General features: G+C 71.0%; 10 protein-coding genes. 5 read left to right on the forward strand and 5 right to left on the reverse strand.

Annotation, left to right across the window (positions count from 1 at the left end):
- Nucleotides 1–47: 47 nt before the first annotated feature.
- Together IO30_RS46905 and IO30_RS0113305 are read left to right on the forward strand one after the other, a co-directional pair.
- The gene (locus IO30_RS46905) at nucleotides 48–719 is read left to right on the forward strand and encodes a hypothetical protein (protein WP_237403272.1); all 672 of its coding nucleotides are present in this window, start codon (nucleotides 48–50) and stop codon (nucleotides 717–719) included.
- 106 nt (nucleotides 720–825) lie between these two features.
- On the forward strand, nucleotides 826–1,893 hold the full coding sequence (locus IO30_RS0113305; protein WP_157853225.1) for a hypothetical protein: 1,068 nt from the start codon (nucleotides 826–828) through the stop codon (nucleotides 1,891–1,893).
- 63 nt (nucleotides 1,894–1,956) lie between these two features.
- Here IO30_RS0113305 and IO30_RS0113310 read toward each other — a convergent pair whose 3' ends face one another.
- Nucleotides 1,957–3,099, reverse strand: a complete 1,143-nt coding sequence (locus IO30_RS0113310; RefSeq protein WP_063768446.1) for a serine hydrolase domain-containing protein — start codon at nucleotides 3,097–3,099, stop codon at nucleotides 1,957–1,959.
- A 282-nt stretch (nucleotides 3,100–3,381) separates the two neighbouring features.
- Here IO30_RS0113310 and IO30_RS0113315 point away from each other — a divergent pair, with 282 nt between their 5' ends.
- Complete coding sequence (locus IO30_RS0113315) at nucleotides 3,382–4,221, forward strand: hypothetical protein (protein ID WP_051859218.1); 840 nt, start codon at nucleotides 3,382–3,384, stop codon at nucleotides 4,219–4,221.
- Between the two features lie 32 nt (nucleotides 4,222–4,253).
- Here the strand turns inward: IO30_RS0113315 and IO30_RS0113320 are convergent, their stop codons facing one another.
- From IO30_RS0113320 to IO30_RS0113330, 3 genes are all read right to left on the reverse strand, one after another.
- Complete coding sequence (locus IO30_RS0113320) at nucleotides 4,254–4,859, reverse strand: hypothetical protein (protein ID WP_031142596.1); 606 nt, start codon at nucleotides 4,857–4,859, stop codon at nucleotides 4,254–4,256.
- Between the two features lie 438 nt (nucleotides 4,860–5,297).
- Complete coding sequence (locus tag IO30_RS0113325) at nucleotides 5,298–6,008, reverse strand: heparin lyase I family protein (RefSeq protein WP_031142598.1); 711 nt, start codon at nucleotides 6,006–6,008, stop codon at nucleotides 5,298–5,300.
- Nucleotides 6,009–6,154: 146 nt separating this feature from the next.
- Nucleotides 6,155–8,578: a polysaccharide lyase 8 family protein gene (locus tag IO30_RS0113330; protein ID WP_031142600.1), complete on the reverse strand. Its 2,424-nt coding sequence runs from the start codon at nucleotides 8,576–8,578 to the stop codon at nucleotides 6,155–6,157.
- Between the two features lie 332 nt (nucleotides 8,579–8,910).
- Between IO30_RS0113330 and IO30_RS0113335 the strand changes: the two genes are divergently transcribed.
- Both IO30_RS0113335 and IO30_RS40405 read left to right on the forward strand, forming a co-directional pair.
- On the forward strand, nucleotides 8,911–10,116 hold the full coding sequence (locus tag IO30_RS0113335; protein WP_031142603.1) for an MFS transporter: 1,206 nt from the start codon (nucleotides 8,911–8,913) through the stop codon (nucleotides 10,114–10,116).
- Nucleotides 10,117–10,175: 59 nt separating this feature from the next.
- Complete coding sequence (locus IO30_RS40405; protein ID WP_202205018.1) at nucleotides 10,176–10,592, forward strand: GNAT family N-acetyltransferase; 417 nt, start codon at nucleotides 10,176–10,178, stop codon at nucleotides 10,590–10,592.
- Nucleotides 10,593–10,666: 74 nt separating this feature from the next.
- Here IO30_RS40405 and IO30_RS0113345 read toward each other — a convergent pair whose 3' ends face one another.
- Nucleotides 10,667–11,626 carry an SDR family oxidoreductase gene (locus tag IO30_RS0113345; RefSeq protein ID WP_237403271.1) on the reverse strand — a complete coding sequence of 320 codons (960 nt, stop codon included), beginning with the start codon at nucleotides 11,624–11,626 and terminating at the stop codon, nucleotides 10,667–10,669.
- Nucleotides 11,627–11,643: the final 17 nt, after the last annotated feature.

The following is an 11,643-nucleotide window of genomic DNA, read 5'->3' on the forward strand; positions in this document are numbered from 1 at the left end:
GGCGGCCGCGTGCAGACGACCACCGGGCCGCTCCTAGAGTGACCCACATGTCTTTGCCCGTACACGCCCTCACCCACCGGCCGTTGCGGGCCGCCGCCGTCTCAGAGCTCCGGGCACTCCCGACCGCGCCGCACGTCCCGGAGGAGTTCGACGCCCTCGACACGGAGGTGCGCCGGCGCGGCTGGAACTGGGAGCACGAGCTGATCGCCAACTCCTTCCGCACCGCGCACGGACACGTGGTGTGCACCGACGGCCCGAGCCCGTTCGGACGCCCGGATGCCCGGACCTTCCTCGTCTTCGGAGAGCTGTACCCCGTCGACCCCGACGACGGGGGCATGGACAACGCATCCTGGCTGTACGGCCTCATCGACGACTGGCAGGCGCAGCCGGGCTGGAGCGGTCGCAGGCCGTGCACGGACCAGCACTGCGAGGCCGTACTCGCGCGGGCCGCACTGGCGGTGACCGCTCACCTCGGGGCACCCCCTGAGCGCACGGTGCGCTCCTGCGCAGCCGTCGTCACCGGACCGGCGCTGACGCACCGCATCTGGCGCACCCCCACCCACGCCCTGGTCCTCGGACCGGCGGCGGACAACGGCCCCTACGGTCTGCTCACACACCTCCAGTTGTCCTGCACCCCGCTCACCTGTGGCCCCGACCTGCCTCCGGCAGGGGACGAGGACGCCCTGGCGCGATGGATCACCGCACACGTCGACTGGTGAGCGTGCCCCCCCAGCAGCGGGAATGTGTTTGCGACGGATCGAGCTCCCCGGTCATACTCCCGTGGCCCCACCCGCTTCGATCACTCCTCCCTTGGGGGCTCCAACCGTGGAATTCGCACGAGCCGTCGTCATCGGCCTCGCCATAGCCGTGGCGTTCTTCTACTACCGCCGCACCACCGGCGACGTCACGGGCGGGGGTTCCTCCGGCGCCGCCGAGAAGTCGGGGCTCCTTCCCCAGTCCAGGCAGAACACCGGCCGGGCGGCGCCCGACCCCGAGCTGGAGTCGGCGGCGGCCGCTGCCGCACGCGGCAACTGGGAGCCGGCCGCGCGGATGATGGCCGAGACCAGGGAGCGCCGCGACTGGGCCCGCCGCTCCTCCTGCGCCGCCACCTTCGGCTCGCACAAGGCCGCCCTCCCCGACAGTTGGCTGCACGCGTGGGAGGCCGCGGCCGGCCCCGACGACCCCGACGTCGCGCTGGTACGGGCGAAGGCGATGGTCAACCTGGCCTGGCACCAGCGCGGCGGCGGCTGGGCGAAGCACACCAGCTCCGAGCAGTTCGCCGGATTCCACGCCACCTTGGTCCGCGTACCGCAGGAGAACGCACGCGCGGCCGAGCTGAACCCGGACGACCCCACCCCCTACATCAACGAGATATGGGCGGCACTGGGTCTCGGTTATTCCGAAGAGTCCATGCACCGGATCTGGAAGGAGATCACCGCACGCGACCCGCACCACTACGGCGCGCACTTCGCGGCCCTCCAGTACTGGTGCGCGAAGTGGCGCGGCTCGGAAGAGCGCGCCACGGCCTTCGCCCGGGAGGCGGCGGCCGGAGCCCCGCTCGGCAGCCTGCTGACCGCCCTGCCCCTGATCGCCTGGTACGAGCACCGCGACAGCGACGCGAGCTCCGCCGACTTCCGCTCACCCCACCTGGTTTCCCTGGTCGACGCCGCCCTGGCCGACGTCGCTGCGGCCCCTGCGAGCAACCGGAACTCGGCCGAGGTGCGCCATCTCCTGGCCTACTTCCTCACCCGCCAGAAGCGGTACGACGAGGCGCTGGCGCAGTTCCGCCTGGTCGACGGCTATGTGGACGCCCTCCCGTGGAGGTACCGGACCGACTCTGCGGCGTTCTACTGCCGCTGGCGCGAACGCGCGGCCCGCGGAGCCCGCCGCTGAACCCGCCGCAGCAACCGCGCCCCGGCCCACGGACGGTGATGCGGACGGGGGAGGGGCCTCCGGTCACCTCTCCCCGTCCACCTGGACGGCAGGGTCGCCGGACTCCGCGAGGAGCAGGGCTTCGACGGCGTCGGCCACGTGGCTGACGCGGTCGTGCGTGTGCAGGCCGCGCGTGACGTAGGCGAGTGAGTAGCCGTGTACGGGGGAGTGCCAGGCGGAGCTTCCGCCGAGGCCTCCCATGCCGATCTCGCCGTTCTCCTCCAGCTGGAACCCGAGGGACCAGCGGACGTGATCGCGCAGGAAGCCGTCGGTGCCGGCCGCGGCGGTGTCGAACAGTTCGGACCAGAGTTCCCGGCCCAGGAGGCCTGCGACGTGCCCATCGGGCCGGGCGAGGTCGTCGTAGAGGCGCGCGAGCGATGCGGCGTCGGTGAAGAGACCGACCGCTCCGAAAGGAGCCACCTGCCACGAAGGACTGTGCAGCGTCCCGGTGTCGAGGAGGCCACCGGGGCGCAGCATGGAGGCGCGGCCGAGTTCGTGTCCCAGGTACGGGTCGGTCCACTCGGTGCCCATGGGTTCGAGCTCGGCGACCAGGGGCAGTTCGTGGGGGTCGACGCCGAACCTGAGGCGCACGCCGAGCATGCGGGACAGGTCCTCGGTGCTTTCGCGCACGGAGGGGGCACCGGCTGCGGTGAGGACGCCGTCGACGAGGTGGCCGTAGGTGGAAGCGTGTTCGGCGATGAACCGGCCCGGTACGGTCAGCGGTTCCATGGCTTCGAGGTCGCGCACGAGGGCTTCGTGATCGCGGGGATCGAGTCCGGCCGCGGCGGGGGAGAAGACGTGCTTGCCCGAACAGTGGCTGAGGATCATCCGTAGCGTCGTCGGATTCCCCGGTGCGTCACGGTAGGCGCCCCAGGGCGCGGTGACGGGCTCGTCGAGACCGACGTAGCCGTCAGCGACGGCCCGCAGCGCGGCAAGGGCGACCAGCGGCTTCCCCGTGGAGAAGACCTGCACGAGCGTGTCCTCGCTCCAGGCCGCCTTCCGTGCGACATCGGTGCTGCCGCCGTGCACGACGACGACGGGGGTCCCGTGCCGCCAGATCGCCAATGAGCCTCCGGGCTCGCGTTGTGTGTCGAGGAGTTCCCGGAAGGATGCGACGACCGGCTCCCAGCCGCGACTGCAGTGTTCGATACGGACGGCTGTGGGCATGGCGTGTACTTCCCAAGCGGAGGGGCGCAGCACGGGGCGAGACACCTGCGCGGCGGCCGCGGACGAACCCGGTGCACCCGGGGGATCGTCCTGCACGTTACCTGGCTCGCCCCCGCCGGCTCATGCGCTTTTCCGATCGGCGGGACGCCGCTCCTGCGGTGGACCGGCCGCCGGTCCTGGCGGGACGAGCAAGCCGGGCAACCAGGTTCAGCGCTGTCCCGCCCACCGAGGTACGCCTATCCTCCTTGTGGCTCTGTGCACGGCGACACGAAGGACGCGGGGATGAATCGAAGCGGGGGCGGCGGGGGCGGCAGCGAGGCGCCGTGGAATCCGTACGGAGCGGGGCGACCGCCCGTACCGCAGGCGGGCCCGGCGCGCCGGCTCACGTTCGGGCGTCTCTTCAACCCGATCGCCGTGGGACGTGCGGTGTTCACGCCGTCCCGGCCCGACCGTGTCCACGACCCGCTGGTGAAGCGGGCCCAGGTCGCCCGGACGGTCATCGGTCTGGTCGCCATCACGTGGGTGCTGATGTCCTACGGACTGGCGGCGGACGCCGATGCCGTGGTGGACGACCGCTTCGGCCAGATCCGCACCACCCTCATCGTGCTGGCGGTCACCTTCCCGGTCGCAGTCGCCGTCTTCATCGCGGCAGCCCGCCCGCCCAACCGGCGCCTGTTCCTGCGCCGCGTGGGCAAACCCGCCGGGGCGCTCCTCGCGCTGGTCGTCGCCCTGGCCGTACCGCGGCTGATCACCGGGCTCGGCTATGTGGACGAGGAGACGGACTGGACGGCTTCCGCGGGGCGGGTGGTCCTGCTGTTCGCCCTGGGCGCCTTCCTGCTGTGGCTCGCCCCCTTCGCCCTGTACGGCATCGCGCAGTCGCTCGTCCACGTCTTCCGCACCGCAGACCTCCACGAGACGGTCCCGCCCCTCCTCGCGACGCTCCTCGTGTGGGAAGTCGCCCTCTTCGACCTCTTCACGGACGCCTATGACAGCGTGCCGCTCGGTGTCCGGTTGCTTTTCCTGCTCGGGGCGCCGCTCTCCGTCACCGCCGTCGCGATCTGGGAACTACGGCGGCTGCGCACGCGACACGGCGTGACCCTGCGCGGAGCGCTGCTGCGCTGATCCCCCGCGCGGAAGTGCAAGTGCTGCGCCCGTCAGGGCCGCAAGCCGGCCCGCGCCAGCGCCACCGCGGACAGGTCGGCGATGACCTGCGCATCCCCGCGCCGCCACGCGTCGGCGAGACCGCCCGCAGGAGTGGGGACCGCGGTGAGGTCGCGCAGCGGTCCGGTCAGGGCGCGCAGGGCGAGCAGGTCGGCGCCACCGGGTGCGTCGAGAAGCTGCCGGAGGGTGATGCAGCGTCGGATCCAGCGCAGGCGTGCGGGAAGCCACAGCACCAGGACCAGGGCCACCGGGATGACGATCAGAGCCACCGTGGTCAGGTTGGCGAACTCGCCCACGGTGCGCTGGAGGGACTGTCCGGCGTCGGCGAATCCGGTACTGGCGTCGGCCGCGGACTGGAGCGGCTTCTTCAGGAGGCCGCCGATGAGCGGCACGTCCGAGGCGGCGTCGCCGGCGTTGCCGAGTTCGGAGGCGAGACCGTCGCCCGAACTCTCCATCTTCCGCCCCGGCTCGGCCAGCAGCATGATCGCATCGCGGACGGTGAGGGCGAACGCCACCGCGGCGGCGATCAGAACCACGGCGATCAGGTCCCCGAGCACCTGACGGTTCCGCCTTGCTGGGGTCTGGGCGTAGAGGCGCATCGGCAGGCTCCCGTTCGAGTCGTGGCGTCGAGAAGGGCCGGTTCCGCCCGATGAGGCTCGGCCGACCGGTCGACCGTACGTCGAACTCGACTCTTCCACCGGTGCCCGCGGGCAAACGTCCCTGACACGACGCCTGGACGGCGCACCGGGGCGTCACGGATCGCCGGACAAGCCGAAGGGTGGAGCTGCTCAGGAGGCTTTCGGCCAGTCGCCAGGAACGACGCCCCAGGTCCTCGTGCGGGCCGCGCCGTATCCGGCCGGGGGCGGGGAGGCTGATTTCCGCCGTCTGGGCGGTGGACTCGCCGGGGCTCGGGCCCGGGCTCGCGCCGGCGCCGGTGGTGGACCGGCCTGCCTCGGCGGACGCCGGGGCGGAAGGGGACCACCGCACCCGATACCGCATGAGCGGCGGCCGGTCCGGGCCACCGTCGGCCGACAGGCCTACTGGTCGACGTCGTCCCGTGCGGTGCCCATCTTGAGGCCGTTGACCCAGTGGACCGACTCGACGGCTGAAATGGTCGAGCCGTACGTCCCCCAGCGGGGCACGTTGCCCTTGAGGTCCCAGGTCCGTACGTCGTGCTTGTCGGCGACCAGCTGGCCGTTGACGTAGAGGGCGAAGGAACCACCCGTGGACGCCTGGGCGTTGATGCCCAGCTCGATCTTGTTCCAGGTGCCGGGGGTCCAGGGAACGCTCCCGGCGGAGACCCATTCCTCGCCCGGTGCGACGTACCAGATCTTCAGCCGGCTGTCCTCGACCTTCATGAGGACGGGGTAGTTCTGGTCCTGCTCCGCGTCGGTGCCCCACGACTTCCACTGGAAGACGGTCTGGGCGTTCCCCGTCTTCGTCATGGACTCCCAGCCGAACCAGTACGTCCTGCCGTCCGTGAGGTTCCGGCCGGCGATGCCGAGGCCTTCGCAACGCTCCGAGCCCACGGCTTTGGTGAACCCGAAGATCTTTCCGCGGCCGTCGTTCCAGTCCGGCTGGTGGACGTACGACGGGTCGTCGCAGACGACCGAGGCGAAGACGGCGGTGCCGCCGTTGTCCGCGTCGCCGTCCCACTCGACCGCGGCGTGCGCGGGTGATGCCGTCATCAGGACGAGGGCGGCCACGAGGGTGGTGGGGGTGAGGAGTCGGACGTCGCTTCGTTGCATGCTGTCCTCCTGGTGGGGTGGGGGATCGGATCGCTGCCTGGCTGCCTGGCTGCCTGGCTGCCTGTCTGCCCGGCCTGGCAACGTTGTCAGGGTGGTGACGGTGGCGCGGGGGGCCCGCCGGTGGCGGTGGCCCCCCGCTGCGCGGTTCAGCCGAGCCGGACGGTGATGCGCTGCGGCGCTCCGGCCTGAGCCGTCAGGTCGCCGAAGGTGAGGGTCAGCGCGTGGCCGCCGGTGGTGGCTGCGGTGACGGTGGACGGCTTGGAGAGCACCTTGGTGACGCGCCGGTTCCACCTGACTTCCAGCGAGGTGGCCTGGCGCGCGGGGTCCGACACGATGACGGTCGCCGTGCCGTTGCGGTGTTCCCGGATCAGGACGGAGGCGGGGGCACTGGCGGTGATCTTTTCCACGGTGCCCGGTGCCCAGAAGTTGACGGCGGTGAAGCCGAGCCTCGGGACGCGGATGCCCTGCTGGGCACCGGTGTTGGCGAGGATCTTCAACCACCCCTTGTCGCAGGCGCGATGGGACGTGGACCGGGCGCTGGCGCCCGGCATCAGGACGTACGCGTACTCCGCGCCGGCCGGGTCGGTGCCGTGGTCGGTGTACAGGGTCAGGTAGCGGCGGGTGACCGGGTCGGCGGAGCCGCCGGCATTGATGTCCTTCCAGGCGCCGGTGCGTTCCTCGCGTACGGCGCTGATCGTGGCCCCGGTGGGGAAGACGTAGCCGGCCTGCCCCGCGACGTGTGCCCAGCCGGCGTCTTCGAACGTGTCCGTCCAGCCCTGCACGGTCGGCTGCTCCTGTGCGTCGACGGTCAGGACCGGGGCTCCGGCGGTTCCGAGGTGGCGGTTGTCGACGGTCGTCTCGACGGCGTGTCCGTCGGTGGAGGTGATGCCTGCGCCGAGGCAGACGACGCAGTCGTCCAGCCAGAACCAGGACTTCTTGGCGTCCATCGTGCTGGACAGGCCCTTGAGGTGCTGGCCGGTGGCGCCGAACTCGCCGTCGGTGGTGCCGCCGACCCAGGCGGCGTCGGGCCGCGGTCCGCCCCAGTTGCCGCCTTCGCCGTCGGCGAGGGGTTTGCGCGATGCGGTGATGCCGGGCAGGCGGTAGGGGTCGACGGTGGGCCAGTACGCGTCGGAGTACTGTTCCAGGCCGAAGTCGCTGCCCCACCAGGAGAGCCAGCCGGCTCCAGTGTGGTAGCCGCGGGCGTGCTCGCCGTTGCCGAACTCGTAGTGGGCTATGCGCTTGGACGCCATGCTGACGGAGGCCGCCCAGTGGCGGCGCCGGTGGGTGACGCGGTCCATGTTGTGGAACAGCCGGTGCCCGACCGGCTCAGGGGCCGCCTCGACCGAGGTGTCGTCCTGGAGGCCTTGCAGCAGGGACGCGCGGATCAGGCTCAGGCCGGGGTTCTTGAGGGCGGGGTAGTGGTAGTCGCGCTGGAGCCAGCCCTTGACCATGGCGCGCCAGCGGATGTTCTCCTGCGGTGAGGCGCCCTGGCCGAGGAGCAGGAGGGTGGCGAGGAGGCCGTGGGCGCGCAGGTGGTCGTCGGTGCCCTGGCGGCTGATGCCGCGGGAGGAGACGTTGTCCATCATCACGCCGTTGTAGATGAACGGAGCGACGGCCTTTTCGACGGTGTCGAGGAAGAGCTGGGTGTTGGGGTCGTCGAGTTCCCAGGCGGATCCGCGCAGCAGGGCGAGGAGCCGGCCGACGCCGTCGTGCAGCACCGAGCCGTAGCCGCCGATGTACGGGACGCTGGTGTGCTGGATGAACGAGCCGTCGGCGTAGAAGCCGTCTCCGCCGGTGACGTAAGGGAAGACGGGGGTGAGGGCCCGCGCGGCGAGGGCGATCTTGTCCGGGTTCTCCCCGACGATGCCGCGCAGGATGATGCCGCGGCACAGGTCGACACGGTTGGCGCCGGTACTGGTGCCGGTGTAGGAGGCGACCGCCGAGTCCGGCAGGAAGTGGTCCACGGCCGCGCAGAACTTCGCCGTCTGGGCCTCCGTCAGGTGGTCGTGGAGCAGGACGCAGGTGTCCATGAGGGCCTGCGGAGCGCCGATCTGCCAGTTCCACCAGTTCCCGTACCGGGTGGTCGCCGGGTTGTACACCTCGGTGTGGACGTGTTCGAGTCCGGCGATGACCGCTTCGAGCAGCGCGGTGTCGCCGGTGAGCCCGGTACCCGGCTGGCAGAAGGCCTGAGCCATGACACTCAGCCTGCTGTAGCTGTCGTTCATGCGGGAGGAGAAGGTGTACGACTCCGCGTCGAGATCGGGATCAGGGTCGGTCCAGATCATTCCGGGCCACAGGGAACCACTGGCGGGAGCCATCGTGGACAGGTATCCGCGGGCGGTGGTGCCCAGGTTGGCGAGGAGGGTCTTGAACGGTTCGGCCGTCGGGCTGAAGCCGGTGCCCAGGAGGAGGCCCCGCCACTTCGCGCGCAGGGCGGCGAACTCCTCGTCCGTGGAGGCCGTTTCGGCCGACATGGCCGGGAGGGGCGTCCACCCCGTGAACCCCAGTGCGAGGGCGGTGCCTCCTGCCGTGTGCAGGAAGGCGCGACGGGGCCAGGGGGAAGCAGTCATGGAGGACCCAATCTTGTGCGGCGGAGTCTCGTGCGGTGGTTGGTCCCGCTGACTGGCCAGACTTGGATTCCGATGACCGGAAGTCAACGCTCCGATCTCATTCGGTCAAGAAACGGTCACCGGTGCTCGGCGGCTTCCGTGGCGGGAACGAGGACCCTTCTTCAGGAAGTGGTGATGTCGAGGCCGGTGAGGGCCGCTCTTCCGGTCACGCGGCAGCCGAGGGCGGAGCCGAGCACGCCTGCGCCCCGCGGAGGAAGGTTCCTGCCCGGCGTGCTGCGCCGAACAGCGCAACGTGTCGGGCCGGGCGGGCCGGCGGTCCGTAGCGTGACTGCGTGGCTGTATCCGAGAAACCTTCGCCCGCCGCCTACCGCAATCTGTTCGTGGCCACGGTCGGGTTCGTGCTCACCTTCTGGGCCTGGGACCTGATCGCGCCACTGGGCAGCGACTACCGGGACCGGCTCGGGCTGAGCTCGGTCCAGCAGTCCCTGCTGGTCGCGGTGCCCGTGATCGTCGGCTCCGTCGGCCGCGTCCCGGTGGGCGCGCTCACCGACCGCTACGGGGCGCGCCTGATGTTCCCGCTGGTCTCCGCGCTCACCATCGTGCCGGTGCTGCTGCTGATCCCGGCGCGCGATTCCTACGTCGCGACGCTGGCCGTCGGCTTCGTGCTGGGCCTGGCCGGGACGACCTTCGCGATCGGCGTCCCGCTGGTCAACTCCTGGTTCCCGCCCGCCCGGCGCGGCTTCGGCCTGGGGGTCTTCGGCATGGGCATGGGCGGTGTCGCGCTCTCGGGATACTTCACCCCACGGATGGCCCGGCACGCAGAGTCCCTGCCCTTCCTCGTGGTGGCGGCCGCACTCGCCGTGTACGCCGTGCTCGCGGCCCTCCTGATCAGGGACCGGCCCGACCGTCCGGTGCCGAGCGACTCGCTGACCGCCCGACTCGGCCGGGCCGGGCGGCTACGGGTGACCTGGGAACTGTCCGCCCTGTACGCGATCGGCTTCGGCGGGATCGTCGCCTTCGGGGTGTACCTGCCGACGTACCTGAAGACCTGGTACGGGCTGTCGCCGACCGACGCGGGTACCAAGGCGGCCGGATTCGCCCTCCTGACCGTGATCGCCCGCCCCTTCGGCGGCTGGCTGGCCGACCGCGTCCACCCGGCGCTGGTCACGTCAGCGGCCCTCGGCTTCGTCGCGCTCCTCGCCATCGTCCAGGCCTTCGATCCCGCACTGGACCCCGTCGGCACCATCTGCTTCCTGTGCATCGCCGTGGGACTCGGCACGGCGAGCGGCAGCGTTTTCGCCCTGGTGGCGCAGGTGACCCCGCAGGCCCAGGTGGGCAGCGTCACCGGCATCGTCGGCGCGGTGGGAGGCCTGGGCGGGTTCGTACCACCCCTGGTCATGGGCGCCGTGTACAGCGCCAAGGACTCCTACTCGATCGGCTTCATGCTGCTGTCGGATCTGGCTCTGGCGGGCTGTGTCTACGCGTACGGGCGGATGCGCACCGCACGACCGGACGCGGCCGGGGCGAGCGCCGGGTAGCGGCCCGGGTGGCGAAAACCTGCTGGGGGTCTGCCGTTCTCGCGTGAAACGATGCAGCCATGCGTTCAGATGTCACGCTCCAAGCCCTTGACCAGCCACTTCTTCAGCAACTGCTCCGTGCTGCTGTCGAGGACGCCGACCCGGAAGAGGTCATGCCGCCCGTAACGGGGCCTGCCGGGTGGACATCGGAGCGCAAGGCCGCCTTCCTGCGGTTCCACCGGTCACGAGCACTGGCCGCCAGGCCGGTGGAGACCACGTTCGCCGTCGTCGTGGGGGCAAGGGTCGTCGGGGCGGCTCGCCTGTGCCCCGTGAAGGACGCGGATCGGGCCGTCGAGGCCGGAGTGTGGATCGGACGCTCGCACCGAGGTGCCGGTGTGGGCGGCGCCGTGCTCGGCCACCTGCTGGACCGGGCCCGCGCGGACGGATCCGCGAAGTTGTTCATCAGCACGACGCCGGACAACGAGCCCGTGCTCTGATCGCGCGTCTGGGCGCCGACCTGGTCCACGACGGTGGCACGGTCACCGCTCGGGTGGACCTGGAGGCGCCGAGGTCAGCGGAATGAGCCGATGTTGTCGCACACCCAGTCGTCGTAGGTGCGCAATGGACGGCCCGTGATGTCCTGCACGGACGGCTGCTGGTCGGCTGTCCACTGAGCGAGTTCGGCGAAGCGGGCGCCGTACTCTTCAAGGGCGTACAGCGTCACGTCGATCGCACCGGCCGGCCAGCCGAGATGCTGCCAGATCCTCCGGCTCTCGTCCGGCGTCAGCTCGACGGTATCGATGTCGCGGCCGAGCGCGGCGCTGATGCTCCGTACGCGTGAACGCGTGCTCAGCGGCGGGCCCACCGCCTCGATGACCGTCCCGGCGTAGTCGTCGCCGATCAGGGCCGCAGCCGCCACGGCCGCGAGGTCCTCCTCGTGGATGAAGGGGTAGTGGCCCTGGTTGAGGAAGGCCTCACGGACCACCCCGTCGGCGCGGACGGTATCGGGCCAGTCCGACCCGGTTGCCGGATAGGTCCCCTCGATGACGGCGGCCATCACGGCCGACGGCCGGATGTGCGTCCAGGCGATGTCCGAGCGTTCCACCGCCTTCTCGATCGCCAGCCAGAACCAGGTCTCCGGCGGATTCGCCGCCTCGTACTCCGGTCCATGGGACGACAACAGGACGATCTTCCTCGCGGCGGCGTTCCGCGCCAGGGCCAGGGCGTCCTGGACCGTGGACGGATGGGCGCCGGCAAGGAACACGGCCTCGATGCCGTCGAAGGCCCGGGCGCACTCCAGCGGCCGGGTGACGGAGCCTTCGACCACTTCGACGGTGTCGGGCCAGCCGCCGCACTGGTCCGGCTCGGCGATCACCCGCACCTGTCGGCCCGAGGCGAGCAACTGTCGTGCCAGGCACCGGCCGACGATCCCGGTCGGACTGTTGCCTTCGTCCTTGCGCGGGCCGACGGCGGTCAGCAGGTAGAGGCCTTCGGCTTTCGGCACCGTCTCGTTCTGCCCGATCTCTTTCACAGCAAGACCTTTCGACG

The sequence above is a fragment of the Streptomyces xanthophaeus genome, assembly GCF_000725805.1.
Classification (GTDB): Bacteria; Actinomycetota; Actinomycetes; order Streptomycetales; family Streptomycetaceae; genus Streptomyces; species Streptomyces xanthophaeus.